The sequence below is a fragment of the Agathobacter rectalis ATCC 33656 genome (assembly GCF_000020605.1).
GTDB lineage: Bacteria > Bacillota > Clostridia > Lachnospirales > Lachnospiraceae > Roseburia > Roseburia rectalis.
In genome coordinates this window covers 53,781-68,637 of the sequence record NC_012781.1, presented here as the reverse complement: position 1 = coordinate 68,637, position 14,857 = coordinate 53,781, and the positions used below count along the sequence as shown (strand labels likewise).

At 44.1% G+C, this 14,857-nt stretch carries 17 protein-coding genes; 1 reads left to right on the top strand and 16 read right to left on the bottom strand.

The features are described from left to right. Positions 1–109: 109 nt before the first annotated feature. From lysS to EUBREC_RS00260, 9 genes are all read right to left on the bottom strand, one after another. Positions 110–1,723 (bottom strand): lysine--tRNA ligase, encoded by a 1,614-nt coding sequence (gene lysS, locus EUBREC_RS00300; RefSeq protein ID WP_012740992.1) that lies wholly within the window; start codon positions 1,721–1,723, stop codon positions 110–112. A gap of 12 nt (positions 1,724–1,735) precedes the next feature. After that, positions 1,736–2,224 (bottom strand): transcription elongation factor GreA, encoded by a 489-nt coding sequence (gene greA / locus EUBREC_RS00295; RefSeq protein WP_015517513.1) that lies wholly within the window; start codon positions 2,222–2,224, stop codon positions 1,736–1,738. A 372-nt stretch (positions 2,225–2,596) separates the two neighbouring features. After that, the gene (dusB, locus tag EUBREC_RS00290) at positions 2,597–3,568 is read right to left on the bottom strand and encodes a tRNA dihydrouridine synthase DusB (RefSeq protein ID WP_012740990.1); all 972 of its coding nucleotides are present in this window, start codon (positions 3,566–3,568) and stop codon (positions 2,597–2,599) included. 4 nt (positions 3,569–3,572) lie between these two features. Next, entirely contained in the window at positions 3,573–4,355 is a 783-nt protein-coding gene (locus tag EUBREC_RS00285; protein ID WP_012740989.1) for a type III pantothenate kinase, read from the bottom strand. Positions 4,356–4,358: 3 nt separating this feature from the next. Then, entirely contained in the window at positions 4,359–4,694 is a 336-nt protein-coding gene (locus tag EUBREC_RS00280) for a DUF6145 family protein (RefSeq protein WP_012740988.1), read from the bottom strand. Then, a complete protein-coding gene (locus EUBREC_RS00275) occupies positions 4,687–5,667 on the bottom strand; it encodes a biotin--[acetyl-CoA-carboxylase] ligase (RefSeq protein WP_012740987.1) in 981 nt (326 codons plus the stop codon). The genes EUBREC_RS00280 and EUBREC_RS00275 overlap by 8 nt, the downstream gene beginning before the upstream one ends. Positions 5,668–5,720: 53 nt before the next feature. Continuing rightward, entirely contained in the window at positions 5,721–6,710 is a 990-nt protein-coding gene (gene argF, locus EUBREC_RS00270) for an ornithine carbamoyltransferase (protein ID WP_012740986.1), read from the bottom strand. A 235-nt stretch (positions 6,711–6,945) separates the two neighbouring features. Then, complete coding sequence (locus tag EUBREC_RS00265) at positions 6,946–8,169, bottom strand: cell wall hydrolase (protein ID WP_041253746.1); 1,224 nt, start codon at positions 8,167–8,169, stop codon at positions 6,946–6,948. Between the two features lie 119 nt (positions 8,170–8,288). After that, positions 8,289–8,555 (bottom strand): hypothetical protein, encoded by a 267-nt coding sequence (locus EUBREC_RS00260; RefSeq protein WP_012740984.1) that lies wholly within the window; start codon positions 8,553–8,555, stop codon positions 8,289–8,291. Between the two features lie 253 nt (positions 8,556–8,808). Between EUBREC_RS00260 and EUBREC_RS00255 the strand changes: the two genes are divergently transcribed. After that, positions 8,809–9,885: an undecaprenyldiphospho-muramoylpentapeptide beta-N-acetylglucosaminyltransferase gene (locus EUBREC_RS00255; RefSeq protein ID WP_012740983.1), complete on the top strand. Its 1,077-nt coding sequence runs from the start codon at positions 8,809–8,811 to the stop codon at positions 9,883–9,885. A 120-nt stretch (positions 9,886–10,005) separates the two neighbouring features. Here EUBREC_RS00255 and EUBREC_RS00250 read toward each other — a convergent pair whose 3' ends face one another. The 7 genes from EUBREC_RS00250 to EUBREC_RS00220 form a co-directional block, all read right to left on the bottom strand. Beyond that, positions 10,006–10,422 carry an HIT family protein gene (locus EUBREC_RS00250; RefSeq protein WP_012740982.1) on the bottom strand — a complete coding sequence of 139 codons (417 nt, stop codon included), beginning with the start codon at positions 10,420–10,422 and terminating at the stop codon, positions 10,006–10,008. Positions 10,423–10,477: 55 nt separating this feature from the next. Next, complete coding sequence (locus EUBREC_RS00245; RefSeq protein ID WP_012740981.1) at positions 10,478–11,467, bottom strand: SCP2 sterol-binding domain-containing protein; 990 nt, start codon at positions 11,465–11,467, stop codon at positions 10,478–10,480. Between the two features lie 23 nt (positions 11,468–11,490). Beyond that, a complete protein-coding gene (locus EUBREC_RS00240; protein WP_306718543.1) occupies positions 11,491–12,105 on the bottom strand; it encodes a rhomboid family intramembrane serine protease in 615 nt (204 codons plus the stop codon). A 76-nt stretch (positions 12,106–12,181) separates the two neighbouring features. Further along, positions 12,182–13,375, bottom strand: coding sequence for a DUF6382 domain-containing protein (locus tag EUBREC_RS00235; RefSeq protein ID WP_012740979.1), 1,194 nt, complete (start codon positions 13,373–13,375; stop codon positions 12,182–12,184). Next, positions 13,365–13,598 (bottom strand): pilus assembly protein, encoded by a 234-nt coding sequence (locus EUBREC_RS00230; RefSeq protein ID WP_012740978.1) that lies wholly within the window; start codon positions 13,596–13,598, stop codon positions 13,365–13,367. The genes EUBREC_RS00235 and EUBREC_RS00230 overlap by 11 nt, the downstream gene beginning before the upstream one ends. Beyond that, positions 13,599–14,006 carry a prepilin peptidase gene (locus tag EUBREC_RS00225; RefSeq protein ID WP_012740977.1) on the bottom strand — a complete coding sequence of 136 codons (408 nt, stop codon included), beginning with the start codon at positions 14,004–14,006 and terminating at the stop codon, positions 13,599–13,601. Continuing rightward, on the bottom strand, positions 14,003–14,851 hold the full coding sequence (locus EUBREC_RS00220; protein WP_012740976.1) for a hypothetical protein: 849 nt from the start codon (positions 14,849–14,851) through the stop codon (positions 14,003–14,005). Before EUBREC_RS00220 ends, EUBREC_RS00225 begins: the two co-directional genes overlap by 4 nt. Between the last annotated feature and the right edge of the window lie 6 nt (positions 14,852–14,857).

Here is a 14,857-nt window from a genome sequence, read left to right as displayed (position 1 = left end):
TTTCAGATTGTGTACTCTTTCATACTGATGTAAATGACTATGCCAAAATACGTCTTTTAATGCGTCCTTTGACGTACTCAAATGCCTCAAACCCGCATAAACACTAGGTTTATTTATCCAAGCTCTTCATTGTCGGGAACAGTAATACGTCCCTAATTGCCTGGCTATCTGTCAAAAGCATTACAAGACGATCGATTCCGTATCCGATTCCACCTGTTGGCGGCATACCGATTTCAAGTGCATTGAGGAAGTCCTCATCTGTGTGCTCTGCCTCGTCATCGCCTGCTGCTGCGTTGGCATCCTGTGCTGCGAAACGCTCACGCTGGTCGATTGGGTCGTTGAGCTCTGAGTATGCGTTACACATCTCCCATGTATTACAGAACAGCTCAAAACGCTCTACCTTTGTAGGATCGCTTGGTTTCTTCTTTGTGAGAGGTGATATCTCAATTGGGTGATCCATGATGAATGTTGGCTGGATAAGCTCTTTCTCACAGTACTCCTCGAAGAAAAGGTTTACGATGTCACCCTTCTTGTGACGCTCCTCATACTCGATATGATGCTCGTCTGCAAGCTTCTTTGCGGCTGCATCATCAGGTACCTGGTCGAAGTCTACGCCTGCGTATTTCTTGATTGCGTCTATCATTGTCATTCTTGCGAATGGCTTTCCAAGGTCGATTTCCACGCCGTTGTATGAGATTTTTGTCGAACCGCATACCTTCTCAGCGAGGTAACGGAACATTGACTCTGTCAGCTCCATCATGCCCTCGTAGTCTGTGTATGCCTGATAAAGTTCCATAAGTGTGAACTCAGGGTTGTGACGTGTATCTACGCCCTCGTTACGGAAAACTCGTCCGATCTCGTATACTCGCTCAAGTCCTCCGACGATGAGTCTCTTTAAGTAAAGCTCAAGGGAAATACGAAGCTTTACATCCTCGTTCAATGCGTTGTAGTGTGTCTCGAATGGTCTTGCTGCGGCACCACCTGCGTTTGAAACAAGCATAGGTGTCTCAACCTCCATGAAATCACGGCCTGCAAGGAAGTTACGGATTTCCTTGAGTATCTGTGAGCGCTTGATAAATACCTCTTTGCTCTCCTGATTCATGATAAGGTCTACATATCTCTGACGATATCTGGTGTCTGTGTCTGTCAGTCCATGGAACTTCTCCGGGAGTATCTGGAGTGATTTTGAAAGGAGTGTTATCTCCTCTGCATGGATTGAGATTTCGCCTGTCTTTGTTCTGAAAGCGAAGCCCTTTACACCGTAGATATCACCGATGTCTGATTTCTTGAAGTCTGCGTATGAGTCTTCTCCGACATTGTCCCTTGCCACATATACCTGGATATTGCCCTTTAAGTCCTGAATATTGCAGAAAGAAGCCTTACCCATGACACGCTTGAACATCATACGTCCGGCAATGCTTACCTCGATTGGCTTTGCATCCATGATTTCTCTTCTCTCGTTGTAATCATTGTTGATTACCTCTCGCTTTGCAGCGTCATCCAAGCCCTCAACATCCGGAGCCTTTCTGTCACCGAGAATCTCAGCCTCATGCGCATTGTAAAGCTCCTTTACATCGCTGCTGTGATGAGTGACATTGTACTTTGTAATCTGGAAGGGATCCTTTCCTGCTTCCTGTAAATTCTGTAATTTTTCACGGCGGACCTTAAGGAGCTGGTTTACGTCCTGCTGCTGTCCACCCTTGTTATTATTCTGATTTGCCATTTTTTACCTCTTTTAGTTCTCTTCTGCTCTCTGGATCTCGAGTACCTTGTATGTGAGCTCTCCTACCTGAGTCTCAACAGTTACAGTATCTCCGACTTTCTTTCCAAGAAGAGCTTTACCTACAGGTGACTCGTTTGAAATCTTGCCCTTTAAGCTGTTTGCCTCTGTTGAACCAACAATTTTGTACTCAAGCTCCTCATCAAACTCACAATCTAAGATGCGGATCTTACATCCGATAGAAATCTTGTCAAGGTCAACCTCCTCCTCAACAACAACCTCTGCATTCTTAAGGATTTTCTCGATTTCCTCAATACGAGCCTCGATATCGCGCTGCTCATCCTTAGCTGCATCATACTCAGCATTCTCAGATAAATCACCCTGCTCACGAGCCTCCTTGATCTTCTGGGAAACCTCTTTACGCTTAACAACCTTTAACTGCTCAAGCTCATCCTCGAGCTTCTTAAGACCTGCATATGTCAGAATATTTTTCTTGTTATCCATGATTCTTACCCTTCTATCTTCCTTTTCTTTTATTTTATTATGTTGATTTGCTAAAATGAAACTTCCCACTTCAAAGACTTAATTTACCGGAAAGTATACAGTATATTCCGAAGAAAAATATGAACTGCCACGGGTTTCCATAACCCTCGGCAACGGAAACCCCGCAGCAAAGAAAAACCCTCTATCCGCGATTCGTTCCCGTGGCTAACTTCATATTTTTCTGAGGAATAAACTGTATGCTACGCCGGTAACCACGATACCCTAAATGTGGGAAGTTTGTTTTATTAAATCGTAAAGCCTATTTTAACGCGTGTATTATAATTGAAAATCCCCACGCTGTCAAGGATTTGGCCGATTTCAATTTCGAATCTTCTACTTATACAAAAGCTCCTCAAGCTGTTCTAAGCTCTCCACCGTATTCACCGCCGCGCGCAGCCTTGATGAATGCGGATATCCTGCCGTATACCACGCTGTGTGCTTTCTCATCTCGTGTATTCCCGTGTACTCGCCCTTGAACTCTATCATCATGCGTGCATGGCGCAGTATCATCCGGCGTACTTCCTCAAAGGATGGCTTTTCCTGATGCTCGCCGGTCTCAAAGTAATGCAGTATCTGTGAGAAAATCCATGGATTGCCCTGCGCTCCCCTGGCTATCATAAAGCCGTCGCAGCCTGTCTGCTCCTGCATTTTTATGACATCTTCTGCGCTAAGCAGGTCTCCGTTTCCTATGACCGGTATTGAGACAGCCTCTTTTACCTGCCTTATGATGTCCCAGTCGGCTTTACCGGAGTAGTACTGCTCTCTGGTCCTGCCATGCACTGCGACTGCGCTTGCGCCGCTTTCTTCAGCCACATGTGCCAGCTCTACTGCGTTGACATGCTCATCATCGAAGCCCTTTCGTATTTTTACGGTGACCGGCTTATCTATCGCTTTTACTATGCTCTCTATAATCTGACCTGCAAGAAGCGGATTTTTCATGAGTGCTGAGCCCTCACCGTTGTTTACGATTTTGGGCACCGGACAACCCATGTTGATATCCAGTATGTCAAACGGTCTTTCCTCTATCTGCTTTGCTATCTGAGCCATTATCTGCGGGTCTGAGCCAAACATCTGGAGTGAAACAGGCTTTTCTCTTTCATCTATTGAAAGAAGCGACTCTGTATTTTTGTTTTTGTACAAAATTGCCTTGGCGCTGACCATTTCCATACATAAAAGCCCGGCTCCCTGCTCCTTGCACAATAAGCGAAATGGCAGGTCTGTCACGCCTGCCATAGGTCCCAGTATCAGGTTGTTTGGGAGTGTCACACTTCCTATCTGAAGCTTTCGTATCTGATGAATATCCATACTATTACTTCACTCCCTTGCGGTTCTGCTTGCGATACACGAGGTTTATGCCCTTTAATGTCAGATCCGGATCGTATACATCCACGTTTTCTGTCTCATTGGATATTATTCTGCCGAGTCCGCCGGTCACTACAACCTTTGCATCGTACATGCCTGTTTCTTCCTTTACCTTGTTGATGATGTACTCTGTCTGTCCTATCTGTCCATACACAAGTCCCGCCTGCATGCTGGTGATGGTGTCCTTTCCGAGGATATTATCAGGCTTTTTAATCTCTATCTCAGGAAGCTTTGCCGCATCCTCCCAGAGTGCCTTGGCTGAGATACGTATGCCCGGTGCTGTGATTCCTCCCATGAAGGTACCGTTTTCATCGACCATATCGTAGGTGGTTGCTGTGCCAAAATCTATGACCAAAACAGGTCCTCCATATAATTCATATGCAGCTACGGCGTCTACTATACGGTCTGCGCCAATTTGCTGCGGATTTGGTGTGGCGATACGGATGCCTGTTTTGATGCCCGCCTCCACGATTATCGGCCTGATATTGAAGTATTTTATTAGGCCATTCTGCAGTGAATGCATGATATTCGGTACAACGGAGCAGATGATTGCATCATGTATGTCGTCCATGCCTACCTGATTTCTTTCAAGCAGAGTGCTCAGAAGCATGCCATATTCATCTGATGTACGTGGCATTTTAGTTGTAATTCTAAAGCTTGCTTTTATCCTGTCACCATCAAACACGCCGCATGTTATGTTTGTATTTCCTACGTCCAGTGCTAAAATCATCTGTTATTCCTCCTCGAGTCCTTCTCCCAAAAATACTATGCGATAATACGTCTCTATCGACTCGAGCAGCTCTCTTCGCTCGTTGCGGTACTGCTTTATCTTTAGCACGCTTCCTATCTCATCATAGAAAAAGTCATTTTCCTTGCAGGATGTTCTGAAATCGAGGTTTCCGTCCTCATCAAACACCAGCTCCAGTATGCCTCCCACATCCTCTGTATACAGGACGCACATGATTTTGAGCTCGTCCCTTATAGTCTGTGGAAGTCCGTTAAAATTCTCGTTCAGATAATATTTTTTCTGATATGCGTTTGACACGCAAAGTACTACCTCTTTAGACATATCCGTATATTCCTCTCACTGATACTTCTCCGCTTGAAACCAGCTTGCGCGACTCCCATGTGTCCACGATCAGCTCGCCCTTAGGCGTGATGCCCATCGCTTTTCCGTCAAACGGCTCCTTCGGATCCAGTACCCTTACTGATTTGTTCCTGTTGACCAACAGCTCATCATACTCCCTGACGAGGGCTGAAAGATCCTGCGTCTTTAAAAATGTGTCATAATACTGCTCAAAGTATGACATGGTCTCTGCGATTATCTGCGCACGGTGAAATCTTTTGCCACCTGCTTCTATCATGAGTGAGCTCGCCATCTGACTGATTTCCTCCGGAAAGCTCTCATTGTGCACGTTGATACCGATACCTACAACAATATGGTTGATGTAGTCAAACTGCGCATTCATCTCTGTGAGTATGCCGCACACCTTTTTGCCGTTTACCACAATGTCGTTTGGCCACTTTATCAGGGCTTCCTCGCCTGTAACGCTTGTTATTGCCTTTGCGACAGCAAGAGCTGCCACAAGCGTGAGCATGGATGCATTGTTTGGATTGATATCAGGCTTTATCATAAGTGTCATGAAAATACCTGTGCCGGACGGCGATACCCAGCTGCGGCCGCGGCGCCCCTTGCCTGACTCCTGCTTGTCCGCTACGACTAAGGTGCCGCTCGGATAGCCTTTTTCGGCAAGCTCCTGAGCCTTGATGTTGGTGGAGTCTATTGTATCAAAATACAGCACTTCCTTTGCCACCCAGTCTGTGTGCATGAGGCTTTTTATCTCCGCCTCTGTCATCAGATCCGGCGCTGCCATGAGCCTGTAGCCCTTATTCTGTTGTGCCTCTATCTCATATCCGGCTTCCTTTAGCTGGTTTATGGCCTTCCACACGGCTGTGCGCGATACTCTGAACCGGTTGCATAGCTCCTGCCCTGAAATATAGCCGTCAGCGCTGCGTAGAAGTCTAAGTATTTCTTCCTTCATACTTTATTCCTTAGCTTTCCGTCAATCTTTTGTTGCGGTCATTGCTTGCCGTACTAGTCCGCAAGTGTTGCACGCATGATAGCCTTGATTGAGTGCATACGGTTCTCTGCCTCATCAAATACCACTGAACGCTCTGACTCAAATACCTCGTCTGTCACCTCAAGCTCACTCAGTCCAAACTTCTCATAGACCTGCTTGCCGATTGTGGTCTTTAAATCATGGAATGCAGGCAGACAGTGCATAAAGATTGCGCTATCCTTTGCATTTTCAAATGCTTTTGCATTTACCTGATATGGCTTTAAGTCGTTAATTCGCTCTGCCCATACCTCTTCCGGCTCGCCCATTGATACCCACACATCTGTGTAGATGACATCTGCATCCTTTGTGCCCTCTGCCACATCCTCTGTGAGTGTGATTGATGCGCCGGTTGTTTCTGCAACGTCCTTACAGTATTTTACAAGCTCATCATTTGGGAAATATTTCTTGTTTGTGCATGCCACGAAGTCCATGCCAAGCTTTGCACATGTGACCATGAGTGAATTGCCCATGTTGTATCTTGCATCTCCCATGTATACAAATTTCACGCCCCCCAGTCTGCCGAGGTGCTCACGGATTGTAAGCATATCTGCTATCATCTGTGTCGGGTGGAACTCATTTGTCAGGCCGTTCCATACCGGTACGCCTGCGTATTTAGCCAGCTCCTCCACGATTTCCTGTCCGTATCCACGGTACTCGATTCCGTCAAACATTCTGCCGAGCACGCGCGCTGTATCGGCGATGCTCTCCTTTTTACCTATCTGTGAACCGCTCGGGTCAAGGTATGTGACATGCATTCCAAGGTCATGTGCCGCTACCTCAAAAGAGCAGCGAGTTCTGGTACTGGTCTTTTCAAAAATCAGCGCTATATTCTTGCCTGTGAGTTCATCATGTCTGATGCCTTTTTTCTTCTTTTCCTTCAGCTCCTGTGAGAGGTCAATCAGATAAGTAATCTCTTCCGGAGTGTAATCCATAAGTTTTAAAAAGTTTCGTCCCTTTAACTGCATTGCTCTTGCCTCCTGGGTTTTATTTGCATCGTTTATAGATGCAGGTTGCTATAATTTATATCTGTAGGTTGCTATAATGATGTCATTTTACTCTATTTTGTGGTATGTTGCAAGAGGTTTGAAGCATTGACGCTCTGACTGTAAAACCACGCCGTACAAATAATTAAAGAGGCTGCAAACCAACAAGCTTTGTTGATTTGCAGCCTCTTTGTTATTTCTTTGTATTGGCTGTATATTATCTGAACTTCATATTTCCGATTGATATTCCTGAGCCATGGTCATTGAAGGATGTACATCCTCCTGTGTTGTCCACTCCGGACATTGCCTCCTGTGCTGCACTGTAGCATGAAGAAGAAATGCGTCCGCTAAGCTTTCTTGCGAGCTTTCCTGATGATGCCGGTCCAAACTGGCCTTTCTGGTAAATAACACCTGAGATGCTGTTTGGATATGAGCCGCTCTTTACTCTGTTGATGACTGCCGCTCCTACTGCAAGCTGACATTCATAGCTCTCTCCGCCTGCCTCACACTCGATGATTGCTGCAAGCAGTGTCAGGTCATCTGCTCCTGCACTTACCGCCTCGCCCTGTGTGGTCTCTGTTTTCTTTGATTCCTTTGCTGCTTTTGCAGCTTCTTTTGCTGCCTTTTCTTCTGCGGCCTTTCTCTCAGCCTCTTTCTGTGCAGCTATCTGAGCCTGTTCCTCTTCAATTGTGATACCCACTCTTGTGTTGAGGGAACGTGTCGCATAATCTGCTGCGATATATCCTGTCTGTGAATCACAGACTACTGCGATCCAGCCATCCTGTGCCTGTGCTGCGCGGTCCACCTGATAGGTCTTGCCCTGGTCAGCTACCTCTAAGGCCTTGCTGTTTGTATCTGCTGCCTCTCTCACACGAAGTCCGTCTGTATTTACTGTAGCAATTTCTCCGCATCTGTCGTAAGCATAGCTTAGTGCGTCAGTTCCGGTCACACAGTAAGAAACATTAACGTATCCGTCTACATTTCCTGACTTGATGTGAGCCCATGTGCCATCGTTTTCTACGATGTCTGCCACACTTCCTTTATATAGTTTTCCAACAATATCTGACTGTTCATCGGCCTGTGCTCTTACGTTGAGTGATTCTTCAACTTTTGGCATAAGCTTTGTCTGCCATTCCTGCTGCTCCTGTGTGAGCTGTGGCTGTGCCTCCTGCTGTGCATCCTGTGCTGCTGCCACCATCTCAACATTTTCTTTTTCTACTGTAACAGCATTCTCTGCTGTGAGACCCTTCTCATAATCAAAAAGAGTCGCTGCCACGCCAGCATAACTATTATAACCAGTATGCTCTAAACCAGTGTTTGCTAGCACCTTATCCTCTGCTTTGACCTCAGAGCGTCCGCTGTTAGTAACCGCGGTAACCGTCAGCATGGCGCACAGTCCACAGACCGTAATGCTATCGATTACTTTTTTGTTTAGCTTCATATAATCCTCCATATGGTGTAGTATATGTTGTTTTTGTTACGTTTATTACACCTATGTTGCATTTGTTACAACTTTGTTACAGTCGGTATAATATCACAGTAATAGCATTTTGTCAAATTTCATGGAAAAATCTCCTGAAGCACCGATGAAATCACCCCATTCTGATGTGCCTTATGCTCTATCTCCAGCTTGTCGCTTTCGCTTCTCGACAGCTCGTCTATGTAGTCGCTCACCTGTTTTTCTATTTTATAAATCTCGTTGCTCAAAAGTCTTATCCTGTGTGAGAGTGCGAACAAGGTCACAATGACTGTCAGCATGAAAAGTGCAAGCATTATCGCAAGTATGCCTCCTGCCACGATGTCCATATTGTCCATTGATAATTCCATATTAATGTGTCCTCCCTACTATTCTTTTTCCGATACATCATTCAAAATTTAACTTAACCTATAACGCAGGATGATGTACTATTGATTATTATAACCAATTCACTTGAACTTAACAGTTCCTATCGGTCGCAAGTTTCGACATTTATTTGGCATTGCAGAGCAAACTTTCACCGGTAACTTGGTATTGACTTTTATTGTGTTGAGTATAATATAAATATGAGACAAACAGGAATGCAAGAAAGGATACATATATATGAAGAAAATAGTTATGACAGGCGGCGGTACTGCAGGTCATGTCACTCCAAATATAGCTCTTATGCCGGCACTTAAGGAGGCCGGATACGATATCGAATACATTGGTTCAGTAAACGGAATGGAGAAGGGACTGATCGAAGCCCAGAAGATTCCTTACCACGGCATTTCATCAGGAAAGCTGCGCCGATACTTTGACTGGAAGAACTTTACAGACCCGTTCCGCGTGTTAAAGGGCTACGGTCAGGCTGTAAGCCTCATGAAAAAAATCAAGCCTGATGTAGTATTTTCTAAGGGTGGCTTCGTTTCCGTACCTGTCGTGCTTGCCGCAAAGCACTGCCATGTGCCTGCCATCATCCACGAGTCGGATATCACCCCGGGGCTTGCCAACAAAATCGCCATAAAGGGTGCCAAAAAGGTCTGCTGCAATTTCCCTGAGACCATGAAATATCTGCCTGCAGACAAGGCTGTGCTCACCGGATCACCTATCAGACGCGAGCTTTTTAGCGGCGTTGCCGAAAATGCCATAAAGCTTTGTAATTTTCCTGACCACAATAAGCCTGTCATCCTCATCATCGGAGGAAGCCTCGGCTCTAAAAAGGTTAATGAAGCTGTCCGTGAGATTCTTCCTGAACTACTAAAGGATTTCTATGTGATTCACCTCTGCGGAAAGGGCAATCTGGACAACAAGCTTGCCGGAATCACAGGCTATGCACAGTTTGAGTACGCCAATGCTGAACTCACCGACATGTTTGCTCTGGCTGACATGGCTATTTCAAGAGCCGGAGCCAACTCCATCTGCGAGCTGCTTGCTCTGCACAAGCCAAACATCCTGATTCCTCTTTCTGCTGCTGCCAGCCGCGGAGACCAGGTATTAAATGCAAAATCCTTCAAAAAACAGGGCTTTTCATATGTCATCGAGGAGGAGGAGCTCACAAAGGATTCTCTGCTTAGCGCAGTAAAAGAGGTATACGGCAACAGGGATAAATATAAGGATGCCATGGCAAAAAGCGGTCAGATGGATTCCATCGCTACTATAATCGATTTGATTAACTCTCAGGTGAAGAAGTCGTCATAGGGTCAATTTTTAGTGTCATTGCATATTATAAAATATTATAAAAAAGAAAAGCCCGGATATGAACTACATTTGCATATCCGGGCTTTTTGTTTTTTAATAATGTGTAACTATTAGCAGCTATTACATGCTCATCTCGTCGCAGATTTTCTTCATCTCGTCATCAGTGAACTCCTTATGGTTCCACTCTATGACATTCTTATTGTCATCTGACTCATATCTTGGAATCAGGTGCATATGGAAATGGAATACTGTCTGGCCTGCCACCTCGCCATTGTTCTGTACCAGGTTGTAGCCTTCACAGCCAAGCACATCTTTCTCGTGTGTCATAATCTTCTTTGCAAGCTTTGCTGCCTTGGCAAGTGTCTCATCCTCAATCTCAAAAATATTTGCATAATGCTGCTTTGGAAGGATAAGTGCATGTCCCTTTGTAGCAGGACTTGCATCGAGTATTACTTTGAAATCATCATCCTCGTAGATTGAATTGGTCGGGATATCCCCATTTGCCAGTTTACAGAAAATACAGTTGTCATCTTTCATCTTTGTCACCTCATATATATAATTATTTTGTAACTGTTAAGAATCAAAAAGCCCATTAAAACGGAAATATCTGATCAAGCATGCGCAGTGTCTTGAAATTGCCTTTTGCTGTCATTTCTCCGGTCATAAATGCTCTCTGGAAGGTCATGTGACCATCTATTATAGACTCCATGATACTCTTCGAAAATTTGGCGTATACATCCACTATATCCTCTTCGCCATAGTGTATATCCAGCTTATCCTCATCCACCTTTATATATAATGGATTTTTAATGCCCTCTATATTAAATGAATAGCAGGCTTTGAATTCACGAAGTGGAATAAAATGTGCTTCAAGCTCCTTTATATATGGCATGTCATCTGTAGACGCCTGCTGCCCGAGCATGTCCTTGAACATGGTTGCAAGCTCCTCGATATCCTCCTTCTGCTGCTTTACATATGTATCATCAGACACATACTTCGACAGCTGCTCGCTCTCCTGTGGGGTGAGATTGAGCTGCTGTGTCCTGAGTACACTTTGCTTCACTGCCTGATTGCTTGTAGGCAGGCTCTTAATCTTCTGGGATATCGTGCGATACAGATTCTCCGCGCGTTTTTCTATTATGAGATTATACTCCTTATTGAGCTGAAATGTAGTAATATCCTCTACATATCCGCATAACCCTGAGCACGGCAGACCGCCAAGTATCTCCCATGCATTGCATAGTGTGGTTTCTGCCTCGCGCTCTCCATATGTGGTAGACATAACAATAGGCTGCATATATGTATTGCTTATCTTTTCCTTATCGCCGTAGAGCCAGCATGCATCAAGGAACTGCTGCATGTATCCACCTATACCAAGCCACTCAACCGTCGTTGCGAGAATGATTCCATCTACATCCTTAAAGGTCTGTGGCAATGTAGCTATTTCATTTTTGTGCTCATAGATATTGTATCTCTCCACCTTTACGCGGAGCTCCTTTAGCACATTTTCTATCCTGCTTATCACATACAGTGTCGGGTCGTCCAGTAAACCTCTTCCACCATAATAAATATTTATCTTCATGTAGCTTCTCCTACCATTAATTTTTAGTTGATATTATATTTATTATATCTCTTTTTGCGATATAAAACAATTGAAATAACAAATCCGCCTACGAGCCCGCCTCCATGAGCCCAATTGTCCACTCCCTGCGTTGAAACTCCGTAGTATATCATCAGTATAACCATAAATACAGCCTGCTTCCTGCTGACGCCCTCATAAAAGCCTCTGTTTGCTATAACTATCCACACAAGTGCTCCTACCAGACCAAATATCGCCCCGGAAGCACCTGCCGATACCGCATAATCATTATTATAAAGCATAACGATGTATGACAATACACTTCCACACATGCCTGACACAAGAAATGTGATCAGAAGCTTCACATGCCCCATGGCTTTCTCGACTATCTGACCGACAGCACCTAAAACCACCATATTGTTAAGTATATGCATCAATCCAAAATGCATAAACATCGAAGTGAACAGCCTCCAGTACTGGCCATCCTTTATATACTCAGGGTACATGGCTCCGTGGGCAGCCATATACTGTGCATCAAGTGTGCTGCCTGATATACTCATCAGCACAAAAACTATTATATTTACCACTATTATGCCAATTGTCATATATGGTTTATCATAAAATCTTTTTATATTCTGCAAATCTGTGGGGTCTCCTTAATTTTCCTGTTAAATACTTTTTTCTTATTATAAATTTTAAGGAGCTTATTTGCAACAATTATACAAACCGGTACTTAACATCGGCAAATCTGATGATATCATTTGACTTGAGCTGCTTCTTCTGCTTGTACGCAAGCACCTCATTATTCACAAAGGTTCCATTTGTGGAGTTTAAATCCTCCAGATAAAATTCCTGGTTTTCCCTATTTATAACTGCATGAAAATGACTTATTGTATCCTTGCCTATTACTGCATCGGCCTCATCGCCCTGACCAATACGCGTACAATCTTTGTCTATTATTATATTACTGCGGTTTTCCATGCCCTCATACAAAAGCATGCCCTGTGGGTGCTCCCTGTAATCGCTCAGACATACTGTGGGGTGTATCTGACGCGGTACAGGCTCCGGTGCAGCCTCTGAGCTTGGGTGTATAAGCATGGTGTCATCTAACTTTTCACGATTTTCTTTTCGTTTCTCTTTTTTAAACCATTTTCTGTTTATGTCCGGTTTTTTAGGCTTTTCTATCACTGACGCCTGCTTCTTTCGCTCCGGCAGCCTGATATCCAGCTGCTCCAGCAGATACACCCGAAGCTTATCGTACAGTGTAGGCTTTATCTGCTCCTTAGGCTCCTCTACTCTGACCTGTGGCTGTGAAATTGGCGCAATCACCTCCTCCACCGGCTTTTCTGCCACCTTTTTCTGTCGCTCCTCGATTATGGCATTTCGAATATCAGCAATACTGTAATTGCCATTTATGGTTTTCTCATATATGCCATATGCTATATGTATCGCTTCAGCATCACTGTGGTCAAGTTTCGTTAGCATATACTCCATTAAATGCGAGAATGTATTGCAAATGGTTTTCATCTGTGCCGGGTATGCTGTAAAATATATTTCCTCATCCTGATTTACCCCTTTTATGTGTATTAGCTGAGGATCAAGCACCAGAGATTCTGTGCTAACAAGATGATTCTCCAAAAGCTCCATCTTGTTACAGATACTCACCACAAGCTTTTCAAGAAACTCAAGCTTTATGTCATTGTACTGGCAGCGCATTTCCAAAGACTGGACTCCGGATATATCATACCAGTACTGCCCTTCATTATTCACATAACACTTCTCCATAGGCAGAAAGCCCGGAATATTGTTTTTCAGCAATATCTTTTCATCTAACGGCCTCACCTCGTCACAACGCAGCTTCATAAAGCTGCCTGTCATCTTTCTTTCATATACTATTTCATTAGAATTCATTTACTACCTCTTTCAAAACCTGATAATTATAGAAATCATCCACCAGCCACATGTCAGTAGCATACTCATAAGAGCTGTCTGCTTTCATTTCGTTATACAGCACAAGTCCCATCTTCATCGCTATCGCAAGCATAACAATAAATATAGGTATAATAATCGTACCTTCCACTGTATAACTGCCTTTTAGTCCATAAGATAAATCTACATTTAATTTATTTTCCACTCACATAAATACCTCCGTCAATCCATATCCCAGCAGTAGAAATGGTGTAAATGCAATCTGCTTCTTTCTTCCAGCCCTGCCTGATGCAATTAAAATAACAGAGATTATTCCCGCTATTGTCAGTCCCATCACCATAGTGCTGCACACTATGTCAGCAGTCACAAACAATCCCATAAGCGTCACAACAGCTGCATCTCCATAGCCTATCTGCTCTCCTGTAAGAAATGCAGCTGCCATAAGCACTATACCGGGAATCAGGGCAACAGCCACTGATATAATTGACTGCTTCGCATAAAAAGAGCTTGCAATACCTACAATCCCCATTACTACCAATACAACTACCGGTATCTTTTTGGTTGAAAAGTCAATTATACTGATTATTCCAAGTAAAATGATAAGCTGTATCATGTTCCTTCTCCTTTACATTTACTGCACAGATTTTTGCCATTTACCTCCGATTTGTGCACCTTGTGTACTGTCCGCTTAAGCTTACTGCATCCAAGCTTTCCGTGATAGTTCGTGCCATAATCTGTTATAAATACCGTTGAACCTTCTATTTTTTTATCCGCGGCACAGTAACATGCGTGGTATTTCCTACCATCTTTGTTTCTGCTTGCCCCCACATGTGACCATTTGATGCTCTTTATGCTCAGATCCAGGTAGTTGCACTGCTCGGACAGGTGATAAACACTGCCATAGTCAGTGTAAAATACATATGGGTCTGTCTTTTCACCGGGATTTTTGCCTGTCCATTTTCTGCTGTTGCTATAATCCTCTATCCATATTCCATCTACCGTAAAAAAGCTCACCGGAAGCTTAACCTTATACTTTGCTTTAAGCGAGACATCATCACCATCCATACTTGAGCCAAGCAGTGACACTCCATACCTTCCACCGCTCACGTATGTATCAATGTGCTTTGAGTCAGATATTCTACTCCTAAAGAGTACCTCTGCTGTCGCCACTGAGACAACGGACGAATCATTTGCACTGCTGGCTAATGCACTCATCCTGGATGAATAATACAGAGCAGCCTTCACCTGCGACTCCACCTGAACCACCCTGAAGAAAAAAAGTATAAATACAAAAAAGCCTGCTACAAGCGGAAATATTACCGCAGCCTCAAGTGTATATGACGCTTTCAGGCAGGTGCATGAGGGCATCTTTTGAGAACTATCATCGCCTGGGAGTTTGGCCTTTCTATAAAGTTTTTTTATGTGGAACTTTACTTTATTAACAAAAGACACCTTCATACACCT